Here is a 24,836-nt window from a genome sequence, read left to right as displayed (position 1 = left end):
CGGGCTCGGTTCACGACAGCCCGGTCCATTCAGGATGCGCTCGCAACAGTGAATAAGGGTATCTAATCAGTGCCGTTTACCTTAACATGTTGTTATATTGAGTAATTATTGCGTCTCAGGCAAGATGGCGAGGCTACGTTGAAAAGGTTGAAAACTGAGTGATGGCGACCGCAAAAACAGAGCGGATACGACGAAGCCAGCTTGCAGGTGTGCTGCTGCGGCCCCTGGGTCATGGCTATTGGGGGGTAGAACAAACGGGTGATGGCTTCTCGCTCTTAGGCAAAGGTGGCAAGCAGATTCATTTCTCTGACCTAGCCGCCCTTCCTACGACAAAGAGAGTCTTCGGGTTTCAGTCAGCAACATTTGCGCTGAAGAACGGCTCGGAGATGAGCGTCATCGGCATTGGGCATGATGACGCTGCGCGTTTCAACAAAGCCGCACATGATACGATCCGGCGTTATTTCGGAGAAAAGATCGATCACGTTGGAGCGGAGCTTCAAACGCTAGCTAAGGCCATTGAACGCCTTGAGAACCCAAGGCGATATCCATCTGCATGTTTGTTGCAGCCCTTCTTCGAACGCGCGTCCAAAATCATGGAGGAACTACCAGCGGTCATTCCTGATGATGCCGTCGCCGATGAAAAACGCCAGCTCTTGAATAAGGTCATCGCGTTCCAAGAAAACGCGCAGAGTATGCGTGAGGATGCCGCGCAGCGTTTTGTCGCCACTGAGCTCGATGAGATGAAAGCGTTCTTCGATGGCATCGAATCGAACCCGCTCACGCCAGAGCAGCGTTTGGCCGTTGTCTCGGACGAAGACGCCACCTTGGTCTTGGCGGGTGCCGGATCAGGCAAGACAAGCGTCATAGTCGCCAAAGCAGCCTACCTGATCAAACGCGATATCCGACAGCCCGATGAAATCCTGCTGATGGCGTTTGGTAAGGACGCCGCCGCCGAAATGGCAACGCGGATCAAGGAACGCTCGGGCGCGGACGTAGATGCGCTGACCTTCCATGCGCTTGGATACGAAATCATCCGCGAGGTTGAAGGTGGCGCGCCAGCCCTCGCTGCTCACGCAAGCGACGATGCACAGTTCCGGGCATTGTTGAGAGACATTCTGCTCACCGATGTCGCAAAGCTCGGGGGCATGAAGGACCTCATGCTGGAGTGGTTTTCCGAGTTCTTCTGGCCGTTCAAAAGCGAATGGGATTTTAAGACGAAAGGCGAGTATTACCAATATGTTGAATCGCACGAGCTGCGGACGCTGCAAGGAGATCGGGTAAAGAGCTTCGAGGAATTACAGATCGCCAATTGGCTCTACCTCAACGGCATCGCCTATGAGTACGAGCCAACATACGAGCATGACCTGCCCGACAATACGCGCCGTGCCTACACCCCCGATTTCCATTTAAGCGAGAGCGGCGTCTACATTGAGCATTTCGGGGTGCGCAAAGCCAATGGACCAAATGGCACCGAGCGGTTGGTGACGGCACCGCATATCAACCGGGAACGCTATCTCGAAGACATGGCCTGGAAGCGCAAGGTCCATGAAGAGAACAACACGGTGTTGGTCGAAACATTCAGCTATGAACAAGTCGAAGGCCGTCTGACCGAAGCGCTCGCGGAAAAGATCGCGCCCTATGTCACAATCAATCCGGTTCCCCAGGATCAAGTCTTCGATGTCTTGTCAGAGATGGGTCAGCTCGATGCGTTCACAGGAACGCTCACGACATTTCTCCGGCATTTCAAGAGCTCGGGCGCAACGCTGAAGCGTTGCCATGACCGCAGTGAAACGTCGAGCGATCAGCATAGAGGCAAAGCATTCTTGAAGATATTCGAGCCCCTGATTGAGGCCTATCAAAAGCGTTTGGATGATCGCATTGACTTCGAGGACATGATCATCCGTGCAGCCGAACATGTTGAGACTGGGCGCTACAAAAGTCCCTATCGCCATCTTCTCGTGGATGAGTTCCAGGACATTTCAGAGGGGCGCGCTCGTCTGCTGAAGGCGCTGAAAGCTCAGCATGATGACGCACGACTTTTCGCAGTCGGCGATGACTGGCAGTCTGTCTATCGCTTCACCGGCTCCGACATCCATCTCATGCGCGATTTTGGGGAAGAATTCGGCGGCCAAAGTGCGGACGAGCGTGGCGTGCATCGTGTCGTCGATCTCGGGCGCACCTTCCGAAGCGTCGATAAGATTGCGCTGCCAGCGCGGCATTTCGTTTTGCAGAACCCCTCGCAGATCGAAAAGACGGTCATCACCGCCGCTGAAACTGATGAACCGGCGATCATGCTCAGGCATTATGCGTATGGCCAGCATGATGCCGCACTCAAACAATCGCTGGAACAGATCGCATCCAAAGCCACAAAGAAAATAAGCGTGCTGCTTCTGGGCCGGTATCACTTCCTGCGCCCCAAGAGCCTATCCGCACTGCAAAGGAGCTATCCCAAGCTCTCCATCAAATTCATGACTGTTCATGCCTCCAAGGGTTTGGAAGCCGATCATGTGGTGATCCTGCGGGCAGAAGCCGACACAATGGGCTTCCCGTCCCAGATTGTTGATGATCCACTTCTCGATCTTGTCCTGCCCAAGCCTGAATCTTTCGAGCATGCCGAAGAGCGGCGGCTGTTCTACGTGGCCCTTACAAGAGCACGCAAGACCGTCACCATCTTGGCAGATCGTGAAAAACCGTCCGCCTTTGCGCGTGAGCTGATCGAAGAGCCGACATACGAAGTGCTCCAGCTAGATGACGCGGGCATTGCAAACCATCGATGCCCGTCCTGTGGCGGGCGCATGTTGGCAAAGTCCACGAAAAAAGGACGCACTTACTTCACATGTGAGCACGGTTATCTCTGCGGCGAGAAGCTAAGTCCATGTAGCGTATGTGGGGAAGATTTACCCCAAGTGTCCAAGACCAACCCGAATGAACTGACTTGTAGCTGTGGCGCGACCTTCCCAGCGTGCCCCGAATGCGACGATGGATGGCTCATCGAACGTAGAGGAAAGTACGGTAAATTTCTGAGCTGTGTTCGCTATCCCGCATGCACTGGCAAGCGCCAGCTGCCCAAAGCGAAGAAAGCGCGAGCATAGTTACATGGCTGAATGGCGATCCACTTATAGAGGATGCGCGCGACGACGATGAGTATAACTCTCGATTATCATTGAAAAATCAAACCCCGCCTGTACCATGAGTTGATAGAGCAGAAAGGTAATACAGTGAAAGCAGGCCCCGTCACCGTCAGGCAACTCCTTGAGAACCGTCAACGGTTTTGTGTGCCAATCTATCAGCGCCATTACGTATGGTCGCGGGATAAGCAATGGGAACCGTTCTGGAATGATGTGCGCACCAAGGCCATCGAACGCCTCAACAATCGGGAGCGCCGTTTTTCTCATTTCATGGGCGCGGTCGTGCTTGAAGCCCGTGGTGCTGCTTCTTCACGCCAAGTAACCTCCTTTCAGGTGGTCGACGGCCAACAAAGGCTAACGACATTTCAGCTCTTTCTTGCAGCGGCCAGAGATTATGCCGAGCAAGCAGGATTTGGAGACAGCGTTGGATTGATTGAGGGCTACCTCTTCAATGAGAAAGAGCACCTCATGGAAGACCCAGAAATTGAAAAGTATAAGGTGTGGCCAACTAAATATGACCGAGAGCTCTTTCAGGACATTCTGTTTGAAGAACGTCCGGAGCTTCGGAAGAAGTATCGGGAATATTTCTATAAGAGCCGCGACAAAATCTACGAATATAGCACCGTGCCAAGCCTGCTTGGCGCGTACGGCTTTTTCTTTGATCGGATAAAACATGCGGTTGAGAGCGACGATCTTGAAGACGACTTCGCGGAAACAATTGAAGTTAAGGAAGATGATGAAGAAGATATCGCCGCTACGGAAGCAGAACATGACTTAGATCGTATCGCTATGGAGCAGCGCTTGGACGCGCTGTGGGAGGCGCTGATCGAGGAATTCAAAGTTGTCGAGATCACGCTTGAGGAAGGCGATGATGCACAGGTCATCTTCGAAACTCTCAATGAAAGAGGCAAGCCGCTCCTTGCTGCAGACCTCGTTCGCAACAATATCTTTCATCGTGCGGACGCTCGGCGTGAGCATGCCGACAAGCTCTTCGACAAGTACTGGAAAGATTTCGAAGATCCGTTCTGGAGCGTCATGGAGAAGCAAGGTCGCTACAATAGGGAGCGGATCGAGTTCTTTCTTGCAAACTTCATCGCTGGTAAGGTCGCAGGAGAGGTTACGCTTTCCAAGCTTTTCAGCGAGTACAAGGCTTTCGTCAAGATACAGGCCAACAAAGCAACTGGTGGATACCCAAGTGTCGAAGCTGAACTGAAAGACCTCAGAGCCTTTGGTGCGCTATATCGACGTTTGCTCGAACGTGATGCTGATGATCCGCTCGGACACTTCGCTAAGTTATTACATCCTTGGGATGTAACCACGGTCTACCCGCTGGTACTGCGTTTGTGGTCCGAGGAAGTGGATGAGGCTGAAAAGGCTGAGTGCCTATCTATCCTCCTGACATTCATTGTCCGTCGTGCGATCTGCGGGCTGACCACCAAAAACTATAATAAATTCTTTCTCTCGGTGTTGCGACATCTCGAAGCTAACGCTTTCTCAAAGACCAACCTAGCCAAATTCCTGTCAGCCCAGACTTCCGAAAGTGCCCGTCTTCCAAGTGATAAAGAATTCGAAGGTGCCTGGATGTCTGCGCCTGTCTATGGGCGCAGGTTGACTCCTTTGCGCGTGAGAGCCGTATTAGAGGCTATTGAGCGCGAGAAGCGCCAGAAATTTCACGAGACCGATCAACTTGCACCTAATCTATCTGTCGAGCATATCCTACCATCAAAGTGGGAGGAACACTGGCCGTTACCGGACGGCGAAACGCCATCGAGTGATGAGAAGCTGCAAGCCATGTTTGCCAATGAAGAGGATGACTCAAGGATCGGCCAGATTGTTCGGCGCAATCGACTTTTGAATACTTTCGGAAATCTGACTGTTCTGACCAAGCCTCTGAATTCCAGTGTGCGCCACGGACCCTATAAGGATAAGCGGGACGCTCTAAGTGATCACTCTCTGCTTGTCCTGAACCGAGAGATCATCAAGAGCGAGAACTGGGACGAAGAGTGTATCGAGGAGCGTGGTAGAGCGCTTTTCGAGGCTGCTCTAGGATTGTGGCCCTACCCGGGATGATTCATGAGATTGCTGCTATTCGCACGTGCACGTTGAAGGTAGATCATGATAAGACTATGAGACTGCAAGCAGATCGAAGAAGTCGGTTTGCTTCGCACTGATCTCTCCAAGAATCCGCTCTTTTGTACGCGGGCTACGGAACATTTGGTAGTGTGCCACCGCTTTCTGTTGGCTACATGCTGCCGCAACCCTGCGAATAGCTTCTTCAACCAGAGCATGGGCATCGTCGCCAGTTGGCAAATGTGTCTCCTGCGACTTCACGTGCAATAATTTGCACGCGAAGAGCACAAACCAATGTCCATAGACAAGATATTGGTGTTCGTGTCCGCTTTCAGGTGAGGAGGCAAACTCCGCTTGATAGCCGTCTCGCATTTGCTCTATAATCTCATAAAGATTGTAGAGCCTGATAAGTTCTTCGATGCTCTTCGGATTGTCAAAAATTTGACGAAATCGAGAATCAAATATTGAATCTGACTCTGTTTTTGCTTTGTCGGGTTCCCTGAGCTCGTAGGACAGAATAATCTGGCCAAGCTTTAAGGCATCAATCCGCTTTTCTTCCGCCTTATCGGAGTGCATATTTTTCTTCCGCTCGAAGAAATATCCCCGCTCTTTAAAAGCCAGCTCTAACTTTTTTAAGATCTCATGATTCGACATTAAATCGCGGCTTTGTATTCGTGCTTGGCTGTTGGTCGCAACCGCTACCCTCTCTGCAATGTCCGCTCTATCTGTCGCGTACATTCGAACCATTACAACAACGTCAGCAAGCGCTTCTGGGTTCGTTCGCGCAGCCTCGACAAGAGAATGTGAGGTTTGCGCCCCGTTGACGATCTGGAAGTCTTTGAAAACGAGCTTCGGGTTTGTGTGACCCTTGTTGTATGAAAAGCTTTTACAGGTGATCGTTACCCCGTTGTTAAGATACCAAAATAGGTAGCTGTCACTGGATGTGGCGGTCGAAATAATAGCTTGGTTATAGCCACCTTTCGCGCCCAGAAAAACGCGCAAGTTATCATCGAACAAGTGGCGCTTGATCGTCTCACCGTCTTCTGCGGTGATCAAGTCCACGAAGGACTGTGCATCGACAGATGCAATAGCTCCTCGCACGTCGCCATCTGAACGTTCAAGGATTTCCCTTCCGATCACTTGAAGTTGACCGTCTTCTGCGTCGCGACCTTCAATGGCCATGGCTTGCACGACATCGTGCCCACTGTAAAACTCAAACGAAACTGATGAATGCGATGCCTTAACACTGTCGATGATCCCCTGAGCAGATGTTGCAAAGCCCCCACCGTTCGAGCAAAATATTACCTTGTAGCGGCAAATCTTCCCTTTGTCGTGTAGCTCCCAAATCCGCCGAACGGCTTCTTGGAGTTGAAAATTTCCACTATCAGCCAATGTATCTGCCTTGTCGAAGAGTTCGTTCAAAAATAAAGAAACTTTCAGGACTTCGGCGTCATTAATCGTCTTGTGACACGTTGCATGGCTTTCCCTGTATTTGGATTGAAAGAGAAAAATCTCGGCGCTGGTTTCGCCTTCGACGATGTGTATAGCGTCAACGCCCCGATCATCTGGACCATCCGTAATGATCTCTTGCAACTGATCTTCATGACCAGGAAATATCTGATCAATGACAAGCGCTAGGAACCCAACTGTCTTCTTCTGGAACTGATGCCGGTCGCATGCTTTTGCAACACGCGCTTCGATGATGTCCCAATCCATCTTTGAAATCGGTTTCATATCTTGATCTCCGCGTCAGGGTTTCCGGCTGTAAGCGCATTCAAGTAGGCGAGGCATAATTCGCAGGAGCGGTATTTGCCGCCATAAGCGGCTTTCTCTTCACGCTCAATGATCGGGAAAGTCGAATAGATGTAGCGGATGTCGTCGCGGTCGGTGATGCCGTAGAGGTGGAAGAAGACGGCATCGAGCTTGGCACGCAAGGCAAGGCGGCGTTCTTCATCCCAGGTGAAGGGGGCCTTCACGGTTCCAGCCTCGTCCACATAGCCCATGTCCCTCGCAAACGCTGCCATGTCATGGGCGGTGTAGGTGAGTTCAAGAACGATCTCGCGCACGACCTCTGCGGCGCGCTTAGTACCAAACCGCTCGCTTTGGAATTTATCCGGTGGGATCATCGGGAACTGCTCAGCGATGAACCAATTAACGCTTGTGCTGTGCACCTTAGACCTGACGACGAAGTCAAGCGCTAGAGAATTAAGGTTTGCCGCGATCAGGTCGGCGCATGCCCGGTAAGCATCAACCTCTTCAGGCAGCAAAAGTGGTGCCTTGTTGCCAAACCCTGCCTTGGGAACGATCGCCGCGATCATTGTCCGCGCGTCGGTGGCCCTGGCGATGTCCCGAAATGCGATCGTCCATTCGATGCCCAAAGGGAGATCGACCTCACTCTCCGGAACCCAATATTGAGGTGTCGGCACGAAGTCAGGATCGGCCTTCTGCTCTTCCGATACCGCGCCGCTCAGCGCCGCGTTGTGCAAGTTGGACTCATTGACCTCCACCGATGCCGCGCGATGATCAAACTGGTGGATCATCCGCCCCACATAGAGAGGCAGCCAGTTTCCCGCCGCGCTCCCAAACGCGTTACCGCCAAGCGGATAAGCCGCCTCTTGCTCATCGAGCTCCTTGCGGGTTCGGAAAAGGCGTGAGTCGTTCGTCATATGAAACATGGTCGAATATTTTACCGGCCATGCCTTCACTTCCGTGCCGGAAGACCGATCCACCAAAGGCACGGCGTTGCCATAGATGACCGTTGTCAGATCAGCATCACGCTTGGAACGGAAAATCGGCGCGGTGCCAGTGTTCGGGTTCACCCGCGCGAAGTCCTCGGCGCTCAGCGCAAACTTTATCCCTTCCTCCGTAAGGTCGGACACATCGTGCAAGAAGAAGGCACACTGCGCCGCATGATCTGTCGGTGAAGGAGACGCGACCAAGGCACAGAATTTGAAGCTGCGATGAACATCTGGGAAAAACGGCCCGCCTGTTCTGCCCTGCCTTCCGTTCTCAAAGTCGTAGAGTGTCTTTAGCCGCCCTTCTGTCGCCACGCCCTTGAAAAACTTGGCGGCGGTCTTGTCCGAGGCAATACCGGACGGGACAAGCAGGCCGATCAGCCCGTCTTGTTTGACCACGGTCATCGCGCGTTCAACGAAGAGCGAATAGAGGTTCACGTCTCCGCCGGAGAGCAAGGGATAATCCCCGCCCTTGCGCGCCATGCGCGTTCCCGCCTCGGCTCTCTGCGACGCCCTGGCATAGTCCTGTGCCAACGGGTCGCCTGCTCCTTCGAGGGCGGCGATTAACTTCTGTCTGTCGGACGCGCGCGCGGCCATCGCGATCTCGGGGCGGCGTTCCGCAAACCATTCAATCTGTTGAAGCTTCATTCGATCCCATGGCGGGTTGCCGATCACGGCATGAAAACCACCCGTCAACTCGTCTTCTTCCCAATCTGACCAGATACCAGGAAAGGTCACTTGCCAGTTGAGAAAGTTTTCTTCTGCGATGAGCATCTGCGCCTGCGCGAAGATATCAGAGAACAGATCAAATTTTTCAGCGGCGCTCATCCTTCCTTTGAGGGTCTGATCTGCGGCCTTTGCCTTCGGTCTTGTTAGCTTTCGTTTGCCCAAGGCAATATCGAGCGGATCGCCAAGCTCGCCATCGAAGAAGGCTTGCATCGCGGTCTTCTTTTCCTTCCCCTTGATGTCGAGCCAGTCGATCGCATGGATCAGCTTTAGAAGCGCATCGAGCGGCGCAGTCATGTCCTCGACCTCGGCAAACACGTCTGCCGATCGGTGTGCCTCTGCGATCTCGGCGTCGGTTAGCCCTTCGACGATCTGCATCTTGGATGCTGCCCGCAGCGCGCGCTTCATGGGCTCATGCAGCAGGAGCGGTGTGCCATAGATCGCGGCCTTGTCGATGCCCTTCTTCACCCAAGAGCCGAAGAGGCTGTCGCCACAGCGAAGATGGTGATCCAGGAAGGATAGCGGCGCACCCACGGTGAATGTGTGCAGCCACAGCGCCACCTTAGCGAGCTCCACAGCCATCGGGTTCTTGTCCACACCATAGATGCAGCGCTTGAGCACCATGCGGCGGATGATGTGTCGATCGTCGAGCTGTTCCTCGTCGATCGTCCAGTCACGTTCATCGGCATTGGCAAGGATGGTGTTGCGGATTGTGTCAATCCGCTCGCCAAGCGGCGAAATATAGTCGCCCCACTCCTCGGGCGCGTCGAGCTCTGCCTCAGCCATGGCGGTGATCACCTGGTCGGCCATGAAATCGACCAAGCTCACAAGGAAATGGCCCGAGCCCATGGCGGGGTCGCAGACTTTCAGCTCAAGAAGCGCGGTCGCGGGGTCATGCAAACGAAGTTGCCCAATCTTGCGATCGTCAGCGCGGGTGCTGCCTTCCAGTTCTGTGATCTTGTCCCTGAAAGCTCGCTTGCGCTCTTCGACAAGCGGCTCAAGGGTTTCGGTCAAGATGAGTTGCACCAAGTCGTCGGGCGTGTAGTAGCTGCCCGATCCCTTGCGCGCGAAGATGTTGGGCTGAACGGTGATGTCATCGCCGTCGCGCGTCACCTCGTATTCGAGAAGCCGCTCGTAGATCGAGCCAAGCTGCTGCACCGAGAGGTTACGGTAGTTGATGTATTTCCGCCCGTCTGGCGTCACTTCGAATGACAGGGCGTCGATCACGCGCGCCATGACAGCATCGGGGATGCGGATATTGGTCAGGATCGCATGGCGTTCCTGATCGAAGAGACCGCCATTGTAGGGCGGTAAACCGATCGAAGCGTCGCCCTGGTCGATCGCGATGAATAAATCAGCCATCGCGCCCCAATAACGCGCGGCGGTTTCGGAGAAGACATCGTTCTTGTCTTTGCGCTCTTTGACATCGAGGCGCACTTTGTTGCGCAGCCCGTAATCGTCATAGCGCGTGTCCTTGACGGGCAAGAGATCACGGTCTTCGGCGTAGAGGATGAACAAGAGACGGTAGAGCAGGATCAGCGCGGCTTCGCGCACTGCTTGTAGATCGGCCTCGGGTGCGGCCTTGACGATCGCGCGCACCAGATCGGGGAACACCTCCCCGAAAACCTTGTTTGAGAGGTCTTCAGCAACGCGCTCTTCGTAGAACTTGCCCTCATCGAGAGCTTTCTCGTGGAAGGTGCGAGGATCAGCGCCCGCAGGAATGAAGGCTTCACGCCGAAAGATCAGCAAGAAGACCTTCAGCCAATGACGGCGATCGTCCTCGTTGAGCGCGAAAAGCCCGTCATTGTGTCCTGGTAGATCGAGGATCGCGGCAATGTCGAGCTCAAAGAACTGCTCGGAGACAGATCGCGCGCCCGAAAAATAGAGCCGCCATTTTGAGCCGTTTGTCAAAATGCCCCAACGCAGAGTCCCGCCCGTGATGTCGTCGATGCGGCGCAAGTAGCGGAGCATCTGGGTCGAGGGCGCGGTTTCCTCTCCGCGTCGGCCAGATCGCCGATCGAGGGGGCGCGCCCATCTTTTGGATTCGACTACAACACTACCGAACTCGTATCGCTTCCATTCCTCGGGAAAACGGTTCGCGTTCTTCTTGGCTTCGGCACTTTCGAAGAGAATTCCGTCAGGAACATCTTCTCGACCTTTGGGGGAAAGGTTTTGCTGGCGAAGAGATTCGGTCCAGCCAAGAGTTTCTAGGATCGGCCAAATCAGGTCATCTTCAGTTTGGCTTTCGTTCGGTGTCTGGGTGACGGGAAAGCCATCAAATACCGAACGCAATTCACATTCAATGCGATCGATATCAGCGTCAATAAGGGAAGCCCATTCCGAAACCGTGTGAATGGTTTCGGTCAAGAAGTCGGATGTGAATAGGCTGCCCTGACTAGCAATCTCACTGCTCAATGATCTGATTCCTCTTTATTTTCGGTCAGCGTAACAGGACAGCTTGCTCGCATCACGTTTAAAACGTGCCCAGTTCGAGGCTGTCCACAGATGCTATCCAATCAGCGTGAGTTCGGTCGGGGGCTTGGGGCGGATTGCCCCAAAAGTGATGGGAGGTCCAGTGAGGGAGAGCGAAAGCCTCCCTCCTGGTCACGGGTCTTGGGGGCAGGAACGCCCGCCAAGTTGATGGGTGCAGGGAGAGCGAAGTCTCCCGCGAGTGGGTTTCAAGGGGGCGCGATAGCCCCCTGATCCATGGTTCGGTGCAGGTGGAGAGGGACGTCTCCAAGCCCTGCGAGTGTTTGACCGGCGATACGGTCTGCTGGCTCTGAAATGGGTTCAACACCCTGGAAGAGCCACAGTCGGGGGGATGCAACGGGGGCGCGCAGCGGGCCCCCTTGCCAAGATGTGGTGTAGTACACCACACATCTTGCGGGTGAGAGATAACAGAGAACCGGCGGAATTTGCGCAACGCAACACTCCGCGACCAAAGTGGTGACTTAGTGAAGCGCACCCGATAGCGACCGACGGCATCTTCACGAAGGAATAATGCATTCAAAAAATTGCATATAAAAGAGGGGATGTGGTAAGATTCTTGATGACTTTGTCGCATCAAATGAACGAATTACAGAAAAGGCTTAACCACTTTGAAAGCGTCGCAACGCACGTGCGATCACTGATGGAGGAATTCCTCCAGTCGCCGCATGGTGTCGACTACGACTGGGATACACGATTTCTGCCCTTTTCTGTTCCAGGGGAGTACAAGGTCGATGTTATTTCGGCCAGCGGCTTCAACGACGAACGGGGGCGCTCTACTCTCAGCATATGGGTCAGGTCCCATGGCGAGGCAGTTGTTGAGATTGGAAAGTGGTATTCTAGCGACGTAGAAAGCGACAACGAACTAGATCGTCATGAGCTAGACATCGAATACGCTACTATTGATGAGGCCGCCTCCCGAATATCCGCCGTCTTGTTGTCTTCAAGGGTGTCCGAACTTTCCCGTGATTTCCAGTGCTATGTTCGCGATTCTCTCTCTCTTCCTTCCCCAGGTTTTGAAAATACCGTTGAGCCGTAAAGCTATATCTCCACCTCATTCAAAGCGATTAATCTTTCCAGCTTTTCCTGAACTCGCTTTCCGTACTTTGTCGCAGAGCTGTCAAATGTGAATGCTGCATCATGAATTTTTTCGGTGCTGTCATCTTGTTCCCAGATGTCTATTTGATGCTTGATAATATCAAGGAGTATCGGAGCAAGTACATCTGGTTTTAGGTGTTCTAGGTCGGGTTTCGACAACTGAATGTCGGAAATTTCCACTTTCAATGCCAATGCTTCAAATTGAAGGTCGAATTCCTGCCGCTTACAAAAATGTTGGATGCAGGAGTCCAAAACATCCTCAAAAAGAAAGGGCAGCGACCTCAGGGTAGAACTGCTCCAATCCTTTATCACGTCAAGAGCTCTCACGTAGCAAGTTAGGGCGTCTTCATATTTATGCATCTCTTCCAAAGCGTCGGCTGTATGAAAGATTGCGTCAAACCGATGACTTGAGCGGGACTGCCCTGAATCACAAAGCAGTGTCTCAGACAATTTAGAGGCATCGTAGGCGCTATTTTTGTCTTCTGCGTCGAGCGCGACTATTGAATAATTTTGTAGGTATATTGCCAAAAGCGGTGCTAGAGATTGAAATGACTCCGCGCCCAGAATCTTGGCTGATATAAAATTTATCCTATCAATGTGATCTGGGAGAATTCTGATCGCATATCTTTTTCTGCTACTCGTTGTAAACGAGACTTCAAATGTGCGATCTGCGAATGCGCGCTCACAGGCATCGATGGTTTCTTCAAACTGACTTTCTGAGAACTTGTCTAACTCATCTTTACGGGCGAGAAAGCTCAAATTGATATTATCAAACGTAATAAATTCTCGTTGACGCTCACGATGTAGCGCAATTTTTCTTTCCCTTTTATACTCATGCTTGATTTGGACCTTGGATATTTCTTGGCTTTCGGACAGTGTAGCATTGTTTTTTTCAATGTAGTCGCGGTAGCGCTGGATGCCTCTGCCGCCATCTAGCGCGATCAGCAGTTTCCGAAGAGTATTTGTATGAGGGAAGGAGTACCCTTTTCGTATCCTGAAGATCGTGGCGCGGTTGACGCCACTACTTACGGCGAGCTTATCGTCTGAAAGCACCAACTCGGCCAGACGCTCGGTTAGGTACTTGGGCAACAATTCACGCTCTGTGGGCATTGACGGTACTCTTGCTTGCGACGTCTGACAGATGTTCTGCAACACTTTGCAACAACGACGCAACGCTCCGATACTATGAGGCTAGGTTCCCTCGGTCGAGAATGGACAGGCACCGGGATGGTCAACCCGGAGATGGTTCTACACGGAGGTCCCCATGAAAAATCGCCAACCCATCGGTTTGACAGTGTTTTGCTTCGATACCTACTGTCCGCTCCTGTCATTTTCGGAAGTGTCCTGCCCATTGCAGATCACGAACCTGAAGCAGCGCATTCTTGCGTTGGGCGTTCAGCACGCAAGTCTGCTCGACTACTTTTCCAACCTGAACCGCGATTACATCGGTCGCTTCTTCGATCCTGAAGCAGGTTTCCTAGACTTACAGACCGGAAAGTTTCAAGAGGTCTATGTTGATATGGACCCGCTGGAAGAAGCACCGATTGAATGGTGGCGAGACAACTTTTCGCCAGCAGTCGCTGAAAAGCCTATTGTCAGGCTGCGTTGTGAGGCACGGCCACGGTGGCAAGCTTTGGGGAGTATATATTTTGCGTGGCGTCCGTGGGAACGGACAGAGTGGAGGCATCAGGCAGCGAACGACAATCGTGCACCAGACGCTAGCTGACGCGTATCCGCCGAAGAGCCATCGGCACTACCGCTATGGTAAAGGCACCGCTCATCCCTGGGCGGTGCCTTTCTTTCCATTTTAAAGGGGTGTCCGATGACAGGAGTGTCATGGCTCAGCCTGCTCGCCTCTAGCTTGGGGTTCTCTGCGGGCAGCTACTTTCTTAAACGCTATGCCGACCTTGGCACGCTGGGTGATCTTGGCTTTGCCTTCACGATCTTCGCGCTCTCGAATCTGGCATACGCGCAAATACTGTCCAAGGGGCTCGGTCAAGGCGTGGCCATGTCGAGCATGAGCCATCTGATCGTCATGTCCGTGCTCGGAGTTGTTGCGTTCGGTGAACGTCTCGGAAATTACCAACTGGGCGGCTTGATCTGCGCGCTGTGCAGCATCTGGCTCTTCGCGCTCAGCGCGAAACCGGCCTAACCCCCGAAACTCATCTGGGCACTGCGCTATCAAGGGAATCGAAGAGAGGAAGCGCTCTTCAAACCTTGGAGCAACCATCAATGATGAGGAACCAAAACCACGCGCAGGCGGGGCAGAATATCTTCATGTCTTCTGTCGTCGGCCTGGCAAACACCGTCGCGGTAATCGTGACCTTCTTCGGTGCGCCGGAACTCTGGCGGCGGACCGTCGGCTATGTACGAGAAGTGACCTATCAGATGAATGGTCCTGCATGGGTGGATATCGCCTCCATTGCTTGGTTCGGCATTTGCATCTTTCTCGTCTTCTTCATTTCAAGGGCGTCAGTCGGTACGGCCTTGATCTTCGGTGGGTTGGCAATCGTCACCCGCTTCATGTGATCCACTGCCAAAAAGGAGGACTTCTCATGGCAAAATATGATCGCGTCGGCACCGTCTGGAAAAAGCGCGAAAGCGCTTGGCCCGCTGTGATCGGGGTCGTGCTCTTCTTCGTCGTTCTCGGCGCAGTCTTCGGCTGATCCGCCGCGTCACAAACTGAAACCAAGGGGTCGCCGCTGGCGGCCCTTTTTTCTTGGGAGAGGCCCATGATTTTCGACAATGAAGCGAAACGGTTCGGGAGCGCAGCCTGGGCGAGCGAGCGAGACATCTCGAATGCGGGTTTGCTCGGAGCCGAGGGACTGCAAATCGGCTACCACGGCAACACGCCGATGCGGCTTGAAACGGATGCGCCAAGACTGACCATCGCCGGGGCCGGTGCCGGTAAGATGCGTGATCTATTGTCGATGGCGGTCGCAGGCGCTGCCAGTTCTCGCAACTTCATCCTCGATCCGCGCGGGGAGATCGCATGCGTGACCATGGTCAACTTCGCTATGGCCGGTAGCCATGCCTATTGTTGGAACCCTATGGGCCTCCACAACCTGCCGCAGCACGCGATGCAGCCGCTCGACATTCTAAAGCTGAACAGCCCGCATTTTCATGCGGACTGCAAGTTCATCCTCGAAAGCTTGATCCCCACAAGCGGCTCGTCCAGCGGCAAGTATTTTGAGCTGCGTGCGCGTGAGTGGGGTGAGGCGTTCGTCAAGATGCTGGTCGAGCGCGACGGATCGGTGTCATTCCCGTCGCTGTATCGAAAGATCAATGCCATCGAGTCGAACACTGGCGAATGGCCGGATATCCTCGAATGCATGCTCGCCTCGAACATGGAGAGCGTTCGGCGCTGCGCGGGTGAAATGCTGGCCAAGCAGCAGGACAGCGCGCGCGAGTTTGGCGCGATAGTCGGCGAACTCTATGCCTACCTGAACTTTCTCGATGATCCCATGTTGCAGCGCGCGCTTGAAAACCCGTGCGCATCGCTCGCAGCAACATGCGATCCGCGCCAGGCGGCGACCTGGTTCATCAACGTGCCGGTCGAATATGTCGCCATCTGGGCTCCGGTGTTGCGCACAATGTTTACCGTGCAGATGCTCTACAAATCGCGCCATCCGTCTTCTCCCCCGATCAACATGATTATCGATGAGGCTGGTCAGCTCGGCAGCTTCGATGCGCTCTTGCGCGCTTACACGTTCGGTCGCGGTGCGGGCGTGCGCGCCTGGGCGCTGTTTCAGGATGCTGGGCAGATCACACGCAACTTCGGGCCGACCGGATTGCAAGGGTTCATGGGCTCGGCGGCGCTGCGCCAGTTCTTCGGGGTGCGCGACTATCAGACCGCGCAGCTCGTCTCGTCCATGCTCGGCCAAGAAACCCTCGAATATGATGATACGCTGCGCCAGTCGCAGGCACGGCGGGCAAAGCAACAGGCGGCGATGAACGTCCTGGGCGGCGGCGATCCATTCGCTGCCGCACATAGCTTGCGGCTGCACGCCTTCGAAGAAACGCACCGGACCAAACAGGCACGTTCATTGATGACACCAGATGAAGTTCTGGCGATGCCGGAGGATCGACAAATCTGCTTCCTATCGGGGCACAGCCTCGGGCCGATACTGGGGCACAAATATCCGTACTATGCGCGGCCTGAGTTTGCAGGGCGCTTCCTGCCAAACCCGTTTCATCCGCCGCTTGATCGCGTCTCTATCCCCCGCCGTTGGGGTGGCGGAACGGCTAGGATCGTCACGGAGCCTGTGCCGCGCAAGTATGCACAGTCTCCGCAATATGACGCGGGCATCTGGTCTTATGTACAGGGCTACCGACCGCGCTGACCTTAGATAAGGAATTCCGATCATGGCAAAACGTGATGACAAAACCGAACCCAGCTTCGAAGTGTTTTCTGTGAAGGAGGGAAACGATGACAAGTCGTTTTTCAACCGAATTGGCACGGCCTTTCGCCATAAGGACGGCGAAGGCCATACGATTTCGCTAAATGCGCTTCCGGTGAACGACAAAATTGTCCTAAGGACGCCAAAAGAGCGTCTGGATGAGATGCGTTCTTCGACTCCGCGTCGTCGCGAACGCGACGAAAGGGAACGTTAGAGCGGCATACACCGCTTGCGCGTTTTTGCGAAGCGCCTGCAATCCATGGTATAATTGGATTGTAGGCGATTGCTCGCAAAGCCCGCTCACTGGGCGATAGACGCTGCATCGCACCATCGCCAACCGAGACACGTCCGGTTGCGAGACCATTCCAGACACGCAAGTGCCGCACCGCACCACGCATGCCGTGAGTGCGCACGGAGCCCGCTTGCCCGCACCATAAGGATCGAAACGTGAAAGATTCCGATGACATGCATAGCCTCGACCTCGCGGGAGCGATGGACAGAGCTGCCAGCCATACCATGTCCAGCCGACTTGAGATCGATCTTGATCACTACCAAAGCTATCTGGATGACCCGGACCTGACCGCCGATCAGAAGGCAGAAATCGTCAGGTCGCTGTGGACGATCATCACCGCCTTTGTTGAGCTTGGGTTTGGGGTGCATCCTGCCCAACAAGCCTGTGGAAAACGGCAGAAATCCCTTGATCGCAAGGGGAATTCGGAGTCCACTGAAAGTAACCAAGATGAAAATGACCCAGACTTAGACGCGCCAGCCATCTGACGGCTTGCGCGGGAAAGAGAGGATTCATGGGTGTCCCACAAATAAGAACAGAAGAAGTATCGGCCCTGATCTACTGCCGGGTTTCGACCACGAAGCAGAAGCTCACCGGATCGGGCCTGGACAGCCAAGAATACCGCTGCCGTCAGTACGCCGAAAGCAAAGGCTACAACGTCGAGATGGTATTTCCTGACGACGCCTCGGGCGGTGGGGATTTCCTCAAACGCCCTGGCATGTGCGGGATGCTGGCATATCTCGATGCGCAGCGCGGCAAAGATTACGTGGTCATCTTTGATGACCTCAAGCGCTTCGCCCGTGATGTTGAATTCCATATCAAGCTACGCCGTGAATTCGCCAATCGCGGTGCGAAGATTGAATGCTTGAATTTCGCATTCGAAGATACGCCAGAAGGCAAGTTCATTGAAACGATTATTGCCGCCCAAGGTGAGCTAGAGCGCGATCAAAACCGACGCCAGGTAAAACAGAAGATGACCGCGCGCGTAGAGAAAGGCTATTGGGTCTTTCACGCGCCAACGGGGTATAAATTCACAACGGATCGTATCCATAGAAAGCTGCTCGCGCCGGATGAGCCGATTGCAGACTATTTGCGCGAGGCCTTGACCGGATATGCGGACGGGCGCTTCCGCTCGCAGGCCGAAGTTCAGCGCTTCCTTGAGAGCAAGCCGGACTTCCCGAAAGACTTGCCGAACGGCAAGATTAGGGCGTGGAAGATCACCAAGATACTCAAGAACCCGATCTATGCCGGGTATGTGCAGGCCAAGAAGTGGAATGTTTCTCTGCGGCGCGGCCATCATGAACCGCTGATCAGCTTCGCCACGCATGAGAAGATTCAAAAGAACCTGGCTGAGGGTGCGCGCGGACCTGCGCGCGCTGATTTCAGCGAGGACTTCCCTTTGCGCGGCTTTGTCACCTGTAGCGAGTGCGGGAACCACATGACGGGTGCCTGGTCGAAGGGAAAGTACAAGTACTATGCCTACTACCGATGCATGACGCGTGGCTGCTCCCAGAAGAGCAAGTCGATTGCACGCGCCAAGTTGGAAGGTGGCTTCGAGGATATCCTTAAGCGCCTTCAGCCGAGCAAGCGCCTGCTTGATCTCGCCATCGCCATGTTCAGCGATGCGTGGAACAGCCGTTTGGAGCTGGCCCAAGCTGAACGCGACGAGTGGCGGCGTCAGGCCGAAGCTGCTGATAAGAGTTTGTTGGAACTCATCGACCGGCTGGTGGAGACCAAGAACCCCACGGTCGTCAAAGCCATCGAAACCAAGATCGAAAAGCTCGAACGGGAGAAGTTCGCGCTTGTTGAGAAGGCTGCTGAGCCACTGCCGAATGTAGGCAAATTTGAAGAGTGTATTGAACTCTCCCTTCGATTCCTCTCAAGACCTTGGGATATTTACAAAAATGGGAGCTACGCGGTTCGCCAAACAGTCCTGAGACTGGCTTTTTCTGATCCGCTGACATTCACGCCGGAAGGTGTGTATGGAACACCAAAAACGACCTTACCTTTCAAGGTGTTAGGTCATTTTGACAACCAAAAGTGTGAGATGGTGCTGTGAGAGAGGATTGAACTCTCGACCTCACCCTTACCAAGGGTGTGCTCTGCCACTGAGCTACCACAGCAATCGGGCGCTGATTAGACGCTTCTTGCGTCTCGTGCAACCCCTATCTGGACCCGCAGGTATGGCTCATGTAGACACGTGCCATGACCCGCGAAGGCACCCCAAAACCGCCCAAACCCAAGGGCAATCGCCGCGAGGATCGGCTCAAGCAGGCGTTGAAGGCCAATCTGGCACGGCGCAAGGCGCAGGCCAAGGTGCGGGGGGATGCGAAACCGGCGGCGACGAAGGATGATGAGACGTGAAATATCTGCTGATTGTCGCCCTTGCCGTCTTGGCTTCCGCCGCGAACGCGCAGGAGCCCGGCGATGCGTTCTGCTATTTCGAGACGGACGGGACCATCGTGATCCAGGGCCGGTGCCAGTTCGCGGCCCAGGGCGGCGGCAGTTTCAAGATTTTCGACCGGCTGCCGGATTTCGGGCATTTTGCCAATCTGCTGGTCAGTTCCGACGGGCAGGGGGCGGGCTATTGGAACGGCGCGCCGGGCAATACCCACGCGCACGAGCCGCTGGGCCGGATGATCCGTGTCGGCGGGTGTTGGGTCAACGCGCAAAGCCGTATATGTGCCTGGAAGTAACAACACGAATTCAGTCATCGGAAAGATAGCAGGTACATGGACAGCATCATCGTCACGGGCAACGGCCCGCTTAGCGGCACCATCCCGATCGCGGGGGCAAAGAACGCGTGCCTGACGCTGATGCCGGCCACATTGCTCAGCGACGAGCCGCTGACGCTGACCAACGCGCCGCGCCTGTCGGACATCCGCACCATGTCGGCGCTGCTGGGCTCGCTGGGGGCCGAGGTCTCGACGCTGCAGGGCGGGCAGGTGATCGCCATGTCGTCGCATGCGCTGACCAGCCAGCGGGCCGAATATGACATCGTGCGCAAGATGCGTGCGTCGATCCTGGTGCTGGGCCCGCTTCTGGCGCGGTTCGGCCATGCGGAAGTATCGCTGCCCGGCGGCTGCGCCATCGGTGCGCGGCCCGTCGATCTGCACCTGAAGGCGCTGGAGGCGATGGGCGCGCAGCTGGATCTGCGCGAAGGCTATGTGCATGCCAAGGCGCCCGGCGGGCTGAAGGGCGGCACGTATGAGTTTCCGATCGTGTCGGTCGGCGCGACCGAAAACGCGCTGATGGCCGCCACGCTGGCCAAGGGCACCACGGTATTGAAGAACGCCGCGAGAGAGCCCGAGATCGTGGACCTGGCCACCTGCCTGCGCCGCATGGGCGCGCAGATCGAGGGCGACGGCACAAGCACCATCACCATCGAGGGCGTCGAGCGCCTGCACGGCGCGACGCATCCCGTCGTCACTGACCGGATCGAGCTGGGCACCTACATGCTGGCCCCGGCGATCTGCGGCGGCGAGGTGACATGCCTTGGCGGGCGGATCGATCTTTTGCAGGCCTTCTGCGAAAAGCTGGACGCGGCCGGGGTGTCCGTCACCGAGACAGGCCAGGGGCTGACCGTGGCGCGCAAGAATGGCGACATCCGCGCCGTCGATGTGGCGACCGAGCCGTTTCCCGGCTTTCCCACCGATCTGCAGGCGCAGTTCATGGCGTTGATGTGCACCGCCGACGGCACCTCGACCCTGGAGGAGAACATCTTCGAGAACCGTTTCATGCACGCGCCCGAGCTGATCCGAATGGGCGCGGATATCGACGTGCATGGCGGCGTGGCCACGGTCAAGGGCGTGGCGCGGCTGAAGGGGGCGCCGGTCATGGCGACCGATCTGCGCGCCTCGGTGTCGCTGATCCTGGCCGGGCTGGCGGCCGAGGGCGAGACGATCGTGAACCGCGTTTACCACCTTGATCGCGGATATGAGCATGTCGAGGACAAGTTGAGCGCCGTCGGCGCCAAGATAGAGCGGGTATCAGGCCAATGAGCGACGACGCCAGATTTGAAGACGCCCGCGAGGCGGCGCTGAACCTTGGCGCGCTGGATGCGGATGATCTGCAGGTGATTTCGGGACTGGCGCAGGATGCCGTCTTTCCGATCACCGAGATGAAGTGGCAAAAGGGCGCACGGCGCTTCGCGCTCCTGCTGAACCGCTTTCGCTGGGAGGATGGCGGCGCCGCGCGCCACGCGCCCGAACGGGTGCAGTCGCTGCTGGTTGTGGACGGCGTTCTGCATGTCGCCTCTCAGGGCCTCGATCGCAGCGACAAGGATGTGGTTCTGTCGCTGCTCAGCATCACCTTCGAGCCGGGCGAGGATGCCGCGGGGCATGTGCTGCTGACGCTTGCCGGTGACGGCGCGATCCGGCTGCAGGTCGAGGCGCTGGACGTCACCCTGAAAGACGTCACGCGCCCCTATGTTGCCCCGTCGGGCAAGACGCCCCGCCACCCTGACTAACCGCCGCTCCACTCGCAAGGACCAGCCATGCCGCGTTTCCTAGACCATGCCGCGCCTGATTTCGAGGCCGCGTTCACCGCCCTTCTGAGCGCCAAGCGCGAGGACAGCCCCGATGTGGACGATACCGTGGCGGCCATCATTGCCGATGTGCGCGCCCGCGGCGACGCGGCGGTCATCGAGTTGACCGAGCGGTTTGATCGCGTGTCCCTGACGCCCGAAACCATGCGCCTCGGCGCCGCCGAGGTGGCCGAGGCGGCCGGGCAGGTTCCGCCCGATGTGCGCGCCGCGCTGGAGCTGGCTGCCGGGCGCATCCGCGCCTTTCACGCCCGCCAGATGCCCGCCGATGACAGCTGGACCGACCCGGCGGGCGCCACGCTTGGCTGGCGCTGGACGCCGGTGGATGCCGCCGGGCTTTATGTGCCGGGGGGGATCGCGACCTATCCCAGCTCGGTCCTGATGAACGCGATCGCGGCCAAGGTGGCGGGGGTGGGCCGCCTTGCGATGGTCGTGCCAACGCCGGACGGCGCCCTGAACCCTGCCGTTCTGGCCGCCGCGCAGATCGCGGGCGTGGACGAGATCTATCGCATCGGCGGCGCGCAGGCCGTGGCCGCGCTGGCCTATGGGACCGAAACGATTGCGCCGGTGGACAAGATCACCGGCCCCGGCAACGCCTATGTCGCCGCCGCCAAGCGCCGCGTTTTCGGCAAGGTGGGCATCGACATGATCGCCGGGCCGTCCGAGATTCTGGTCATCGCCGATGGCCAGAACGATCCCGACTGGATCGCGCTCGACATGCTCAGCCAGGCCGAGCATGACGAAAGCGCCCAGTCGATCCTGATCACCACGGACGCCGCTTTCGGGCAAAAGGTGGCGGATGCCATCGACACCCGCCTGCAAACGCTGGAGCGCCGCGCCATCGCGGGCGCCAGCTGGCGCGACTTTGGCGCGATCGTCACCGTACCGGATCTCGCCACCGCCGCGCGATTGTCGAACCGCATCGCGCCCGAACATCTGGAGCTGTGCGTCGCCGATGTCGATGCGCTGGCCGCGCAGATCACCCATGCCGGCGCCATTTTCCTGGGCCAGTGGACCCCGGAGGCGATCGGCGATTACGTCGGCGGCCCCAACCACGTGCTGCCCACGGCACGCTCCGCGCGGTTCTCCTCGGGCCTCGGCGTGCTGGATTTTCTCAAACGCACCACGCTGGCGCGCATGACGCCCGAAGCGCTGCGCGCGGTCGGCCCCGCCGCCGAGACGCTGGCCCGCTCGGAAAGCCTTGAGGCGCACGGCCTGTCCGTGCGCGCGCGGCTGGACAAGTTGAACGGGTAGGGGCATTGCCCCCTGCGCGCCGCCGCGCTACTGCTAACCCGAACGTTCCGCGAAAGACCCCGTTATGAGCCGCATCAGCCACATCGAACTCGACGACGCCAACCTGCCCGCGCCGACCCCGGAAATCGAACAGGAGCGCAAGGTGGCGATGTTCGATCTGATGGAGGAGAACACGTTTCGCCTGCCCGCCCGCGAGGGCCGCGAGGTTCCGGGCGGCCCCTACCGCGTCGGCCTGTCGATCCGCGACAAGCGACTTGTCTTCACCATCACCACCGAGGCCGAGGCGCCGGCCGCCGAGTTTCACCTGTCGCTCAGCCCGTTCCGGCAGGTGGTCAAGGATTACTGGGCCATCTGCGAGAGCTATTTCGACGCCGTCAAGAACATGCCCCCCAGTCAGATCGAGACGATCGACATGGCCCGCCGCGGTATCCACAACGAGGGTGCGCGCATCCTTGAGGAGCGGCTGGAGGGCAAGGCCGATATTGACGAGGGCACGGCGCGGCGCCTCTTCACGCTGATTTGCGTGCTGCATTTCGGCAGCTGACACGATGGTGCATCCGCTTCCCCACTCGGTGCTGTTTTGCTGCGATTACAACGCGGTAAGATCGCCGATGGCCGAAGGGATCATGAAGAAATTCTATGGCACCGGCACCTATGTGCAATCGGCCGGCGTCAAATCCGATCAGGATATCGACGGGTTCTCCATCGCGGTCTGCGAGGAAATCGGCGTCGGGCTGTCGCGCCACCGCGTGCGCAGCTTTGACGAGATGGCCGAATGGGGCGACGATCTGGGATCGTTCGACATGGTCATCGCGCTCAGCCCGGCCAGCCAGCGCCGCGCGCTGGAGCTGACGCGGGTCTATCATCTCGACGTGCTCTACTGGCCGATCATGGACCCGACCGGCCTTGGCGAGACGCGCGAGGCCAAGATGAACGCATACCGACAATCGCGCGACCAGATCGTCGCGCATATGACAGAACGCTGGGGCGATCCACGAAAGGACGAGACATGACTTCGATCATCGAGCACTATTTCGACGCATTCAACATCGGCGATACCGAGGGGATGCTGGCCTGCCTGTCCGATGACATCGCCCACCATGTCAACGAGGGCGGCGTGCGCCACGGCAAGGACATGTTCCGTGATTTCTGCGCCCATATGGAAGAAAGCTATCGCGAAGAGCTGTCCGAGATGGTGATTTTCATGTCCAGCGACGGCAAGCGCGGTGCCGCCGAATATGTCGTCAGCGGCACCTACCTGAAAACCGATGACGGATTGCCCGAAGCGGATGGGCAGACCTACAAGCTGCCCGCCGGCTCGTTTTTCACGATAGAGGACGGCCTGATCACGCGCATCACGACCTATTACAACCTGTCGGACTGGCGCAATCAGGTCTCCTGATGGCGGGGCAGGTGGAGCTGCGCACATTGACGGGCGCCGCGCTGGACGCGGCGCTGGATGATGTGGCGCGGCTGCGCATCGCGGTCTTTCGCGCCTATCCCTATCTTTACGACGGCGATGCCGCATATGAGCGGCGCTATCTTGAGATCTACCGCCACAGCCCCGGCGCGATCCTTGTCGGGGCGTTTGACGGGGCGCGGCTGGTCGGCGCCTCGACCGGCACGCCGCTGGAGGACCACGCCGATGATTTCGCGGCCGCCTTTGCCGGGCAGGGGCTGGATCTGACGCGCATCTTCTATTGCGCGGAATCGGTGCTTTTGCCGGAATATCGCGGGCAGGGCGCCGGGCACGGGTTCTTTGACGCGCGCGAGGCGCATGCCCGCGCGCTGGGCCGGGATGCGGCGGTGTTCTGCAGCGTCCAGCGCCCAGAGGGGCACCCGCTGAGGCCCGCAGGCTATGCATCGCTCGATCCGTTCTGGCGCGGGCGCGGATATGCGCCGCTGCCCGGTGCCGTGGCACAGTTCCGCTGGAAGGACGTGGATCAGGACGCCGAGACGGACCACGATCTTCAGTTCTGGATGCGCCGCCTGGACAGGATCTGACGGCCCGGCTGCGCAGCGCGCAACTGCGAATTCAGCGGACAGCCCGAAGGACAGGCTGTGGGATCGGTGCGACTACACGTGAAATTCTGACAGCTTGTTCTT

General features: G+C 56.8%; 22 protein-coding genes and 1 tRNA gene. 19 read left to right on the top strand and 4 right to left on the bottom strand.

All coding sequences use genetic code 11. The features are described 5' to 3' along the window. Window positions 1–161 precede the first annotated feature (161 nt). Together DC366_RS14080 and DC366_RS14075 are read left to right on the top strand one after the other, a co-directional pair. Window positions 162–3,092 (top strand): UvrD-helicase domain-containing protein, encoded by a 2,931-nt coding sequence (locus tag DC366_RS14080; protein WP_108692859.1) that lies wholly within the window; start codon window positions 162–164, stop codon window positions 3,090–3,092. A 126-nt stretch (window positions 3,093–3,218) separates the two neighbouring features. Then, complete coding sequence (locus DC366_RS14075) at window positions 3,219–5,198, top strand: DUF262 domain-containing protein (RefSeq protein ID WP_133176215.1); 1,980 nt, start codon at window positions 3,219–3,221, stop codon at window positions 5,196–5,198. 54 nt (window positions 5,199–5,252) lie between these two features. Here the strand turns inward: DC366_RS14075 and DC366_RS14070 are convergent, their stop codons facing one another. Both DC366_RS14070 and DC366_RS14065 read right to left on the bottom strand, forming a co-directional pair. Further along, window positions 5,253–6,932, bottom strand: a complete 1,680-nt coding sequence (locus tag DC366_RS14070; protein ID WP_108692857.1) for an AIPR family protein — start codon at window positions 6,930–6,932, stop codon at window positions 5,253–5,255. Continuing rightward, the gene (locus DC366_RS14065; RefSeq protein ID WP_108692856.1) at window positions 6,929–11,074 is read right to left on the bottom strand and encodes an Eco57I restriction-modification methylase domain-containing protein; all 4,146 of its coding nucleotides are present in this window, start codon (window positions 11,072–11,074) and stop codon (window positions 6,929–6,931) included. The genes DC366_RS14070 and DC366_RS14065 overlap by 4 nt, the downstream gene beginning before the upstream one ends. A gap of 634 nt (window positions 11,075–11,708) precedes the next feature. Between DC366_RS14065 and DC366_RS14060 the strand changes: the two genes are divergently transcribed. After that, the gene (locus DC366_RS14060) at window positions 11,709–12,185 is read left to right on the top strand and encodes a hypothetical protein (RefSeq protein WP_108692855.1); all 477 of its coding nucleotides are present in this window, start codon (window positions 11,709–11,711) and stop codon (window positions 12,183–12,185) included. Window positions 12,186–12,187: 2 nt separating this feature from the next. On the opposite strand, the gene DC366_RS14055 is transcribed toward DC366_RS14060, so the two are convergent. Further along, the gene (locus tag DC366_RS14055) at window positions 12,188–13,354 is read right to left on the bottom strand and encodes a hypothetical protein (RefSeq protein ID WP_108692854.1); all 1,167 of its coding nucleotides are present in this window, start codon (window positions 13,352–13,354) and stop codon (window positions 12,188–12,190) included. Between the two features lie 154 nt (window positions 13,355–13,508). On the opposite strand from DC366_RS14055, the gene DC366_RS19675 reads away from it, so the two are divergent. From DC366_RS19675 to DC366_RS14025, 7 genes are all read left to right on the top strand, one after another. Next, on the top strand, window positions 13,509–13,970 hold the full coding sequence (locus DC366_RS19675; RefSeq protein WP_133176214.1) for a hypothetical protein: 462 nt from the start codon (window positions 13,509–13,511) through the stop codon (window positions 13,968–13,970). A gap of 96 nt (window positions 13,971–14,066) precedes the next feature. Next, complete coding sequence (locus DC366_RS14050; protein WP_108692853.1) at window positions 14,067–14,396, top strand: hypothetical protein; 330 nt, start codon at window positions 14,067–14,069, stop codon at window positions 14,394–14,396. 80 nt (window positions 14,397–14,476) lie between these two features. After that, window positions 14,477–14,773 (top strand): hypothetical protein, encoded by a 297-nt coding sequence (locus DC366_RS14045; RefSeq protein ID WP_108692852.1) that lies wholly within the window; start codon window positions 14,477–14,479, stop codon window positions 14,771–14,773. A 203-nt stretch (window positions 14,774–14,976) separates the two neighbouring features. Further along, on the top strand, window positions 14,977–16,587 hold the full coding sequence (locus DC366_RS14040; RefSeq protein WP_207768725.1) for a type IV secretory system conjugative DNA transfer family protein: 1,611 nt from the start codon (window positions 14,977–14,979) through the stop codon (window positions 16,585–16,587). Window positions 16,588–16,609: 22 nt separating this feature from the next. Next, window positions 16,610–16,858 (top strand): hypothetical protein, encoded by a 249-nt coding sequence (locus DC366_RS14035; RefSeq protein WP_108692851.1) that lies wholly within the window; start codon window positions 16,610–16,612, stop codon window positions 16,856–16,858. A 233-nt stretch (window positions 16,859–17,091) separates the two neighbouring features. Next, complete coding sequence (locus tag DC366_RS14030) at window positions 17,092–17,421, top strand: hypothetical protein (protein ID WP_133176213.1); 330 nt, start codon at window positions 17,092–17,094, stop codon at window positions 17,419–17,421. Between the two features lie 26 nt (window positions 17,422–17,447). Then, window positions 17,448–18,992 carry a recombinase family protein gene (locus DC366_RS14025; protein WP_108692849.1) on the top strand — a complete coding sequence of 515 codons (1,545 nt, stop codon included), beginning with the start codon at window positions 17,448–17,450 and terminating at the stop codon, window positions 18,990–18,992. On the opposite strand, the gene DC366_RS14020 is transcribed toward DC366_RS14025, so the two are convergent. After that, window positions 18,982–19,056, bottom strand: a tRNA-Thr gene (locus DC366_RS14020). The two genes, DC366_RS14025 and DC366_RS14020, sit on opposite strands and share 11 nt — an antisense overlap. Before the next feature lie 82 nt (window positions 19,057–19,138). Here DC366_RS14020 and DC366_RS19935 point away from each other — a divergent pair. The 9 genes from DC366_RS19935 to DC366_RS13980 all read left to right on the top strand — a co-directional run bounded on the left by DC366_RS19935 (window position 19,139) and on the right by DC366_RS13980 (window position 24,734). After that, a complete protein-coding gene (locus DC366_RS19935) occupies window positions 19,139–19,297 on the top strand; it encodes a hypothetical protein (protein ID WP_165802918.1) in 159 nt (52 codons plus the stop codon). Further along, complete coding sequence (locus DC366_RS14015; protein ID WP_108692848.1) at window positions 19,294–19,629, top strand: hypothetical protein; 336 nt, start codon at window positions 19,294–19,296, stop codon at window positions 19,627–19,629. Before DC366_RS19935 ends, DC366_RS14015 begins: the two co-directional genes overlap by 4 nt. A 36-nt stretch (window positions 19,630–19,665) precedes the next feature. Beyond that, window positions 19,666–20,934: a UDP-N-acetylglucosamine 1-carboxyvinyltransferase gene (gene murA, locus DC366_RS14010; RefSeq protein WP_108692847.1), complete on the top strand. Its 1,269-nt coding sequence runs from the start codon at window positions 19,666–19,668 to the stop codon at window positions 20,932–20,934. Continuing rightward, on the top strand, window positions 20,931–21,401 hold the full coding sequence (locus DC366_RS14005; RefSeq protein ID WP_108692846.1) for a DUF2948 family protein: 471 nt from the start codon (window positions 20,931–20,933) through the stop codon (window positions 21,399–21,401). The genes murA and DC366_RS14005 overlap by 4 nt, the downstream gene beginning before the upstream one ends. A 27-nt stretch (window positions 21,402–21,428) precedes the next feature. Continuing rightward, on the top strand, window positions 21,429–22,730 hold the full coding sequence (gene hisD / locus DC366_RS14000) for a histidinol dehydrogenase (protein ID WP_108692845.1): 1,302 nt from the start codon (window positions 21,429–21,431) through the stop codon (window positions 22,728–22,730). A 64-nt stretch (window positions 22,731–22,794) separates the two neighbouring features. Continuing rightward, on the top strand, window positions 22,795–23,274 hold the full coding sequence (locus DC366_RS13995) for a UPF0262 family protein (protein WP_108692844.1): 480 nt from the start codon (window positions 22,795–22,797) through the stop codon (window positions 23,272–23,274). Between the two features lie 4 nt (window positions 23,275–23,278). Continuing rightward, window positions 23,279–23,743 carry an arsenate-mycothiol transferase ArsC gene (locus DC366_RS13990; RefSeq protein ID WP_207768724.1) on the top strand — a complete coding sequence of 155 codons (465 nt, stop codon included), beginning with the start codon at window positions 23,279–23,281 and terminating at the stop codon, window positions 23,741–23,743. After that, window positions 23,740–24,132, top strand: coding sequence for a ketosteroid isomerase-related protein (locus tag DC366_RS13985; protein ID WP_108692843.1), 393 nt, complete (start codon window positions 23,740–23,742; stop codon window positions 24,130–24,132). The genes DC366_RS13990 and DC366_RS13985 overlap by 4 nt, the downstream gene beginning before the upstream one ends. Beyond that, window positions 24,132–24,734, top strand: a complete 603-nt coding sequence (locus DC366_RS13980; RefSeq protein ID WP_108692842.1) for a GNAT family N-acetyltransferase — start codon at window positions 24,132–24,134, stop codon at window positions 24,732–24,734. Before DC366_RS13985 ends, DC366_RS13980 begins: the two co-directional genes overlap by 1 nt. Window positions 24,735–24,836: the final 102 nt, after the last annotated feature.

Source organism: Pelagivirga sediminicola, from assembly GCF_003072125.1.
Lineage (GTDB): Bacteria > Pseudomonadota > Alphaproteobacteria > Rhodobacterales > Rhodobacteraceae > Roseovarius > Roseovarius sediminicola.
The sequence above is the reverse complement of the archived record's forward strand: the minus strand, read 5'-3'. Positions and strand labels throughout refer to the sequence as shown.

What these genes read in the sequence shown, in the direction of transcription:
- DC366_RS14080 (WP_108692859.1), top strand. Translation starts at nt 162, where the DNA reads ATGGCGACCGCAAAAACAGAGCGGATACGACGAAGCCAGCTTGCAGGT.
- DC366_RS13990 (WP_207768724.1), top strand. Translation starts at nt 23,279, where the DNA reads ATGGTGCATCCGCTTCCCCACTCGGTGCTGTTTTGCTGCGATTACAAC.
- DC366_RS14035 (WP_108692851.1), top strand. Translation starts at nt 16,610, where the DNA reads ATGGCAAAACGTGATGACAAAACCGAACCCAGCTTCGAAGTGTTTTCT.
- DC366_RS13980 (WP_108692842.1), top strand. Translation starts at nt 24,132, where the DNA reads ATGGCGGGGCAGGTGGAGCTGCGCACATTGACGGGCGCCGCGCTGGAC.
- DC366_RS14060 (WP_108692855.1), top strand. Translation starts at nt 11,709, where the DNA reads ATGACTTTGTCGCATCAAATGAACGAATTACAGAAAAGGCTTAACCAC.
- DC366_RS14025 (WP_108692849.1), top strand. Translation starts at nt 17,448, where the DNA reads ATGGGTGTCCCACAAATAAGAACAGAAGAAGTATCGGCCCTGATCTAC.
- DC366_RS14005 (WP_108692846.1), top strand. Translation starts at nt 20,931, where the DNA reads ATGAGCGACGACGCCAGATTTGAAGACGCCCGCGAGGCGGCGCTGAAC.
- DC366_RS14070 (WP_108692857.1), bottom strand. Translation starts at nt 6,932, where the DNA reads ATGAAACCGATTTCAAAGATGGATTGGGACATCATCGAAGCGCGTGTT.
- hisD (WP_108692845.1), top strand. Translation starts at nt 21,429, where the DNA reads ATGCCGCGTTTCCTAGACCATGCCGCGCCTGATTTCGAGGCCGCGTTC.
- murA (WP_108692847.1), top strand. Translation starts at nt 19,666, where the DNA reads ATGGACAGCATCATCGTCACGGGCAACGGCCCGCTTAGCGGCACCATC.
- DC366_RS14040 (WP_207768725.1), top strand. Translation starts at nt 14,977, where the DNA reads ATGATTTTCGACAATGAAGCGAAACGGTTCGGGAGCGCAGCCTGGGCG.
- DC366_RS13985 (WP_108692843.1), top strand. Translation starts at nt 23,740, where the DNA reads ATGACTTCGATCATCGAGCACTATTTCGACGCATTCAACATCGGCGAT.
- DC366_RS19675 (WP_133176214.1), top strand. Translation starts at nt 13,509, where the DNA reads ATGAAAAATCGCCAACCCATCGGTTTGACAGTGTTTTGCTTCGATACC.
- DC366_RS19935 (WP_165802918.1), top strand. Translation starts at nt 19,139, where the DNA reads ATGACCCGCGAAGGCACCCCAAAACCGCCCAAACCCAAGGGCAATCGC.
- DC366_RS13995 (WP_108692844.1), top strand. Translation starts at nt 22,795, where the DNA reads ATGAGCCGCATCAGCCACATCGAACTCGACGACGCCAACCTGCCCGCG.
- DC366_RS14045 (WP_108692852.1), top strand. Translation starts at nt 14,477, where the DNA reads ATGATGAGGAACCAAAACCACGCGCAGGCGGGGCAGAATATCTTCATG.
- DC366_RS14050 (WP_108692853.1), top strand. Translation starts at nt 14,067, where the DNA reads ATGACAGGAGTGTCATGGCTCAGCCTGCTCGCCTCTAGCTTGGGGTTC.
- DC366_RS14055 (WP_108692854.1), bottom strand. Translation starts at nt 13,354, where the DNA reads ATGCCCACAGAGCGTGAATTGTTGCCCAAGTACCTAACCGAGCGTCTG.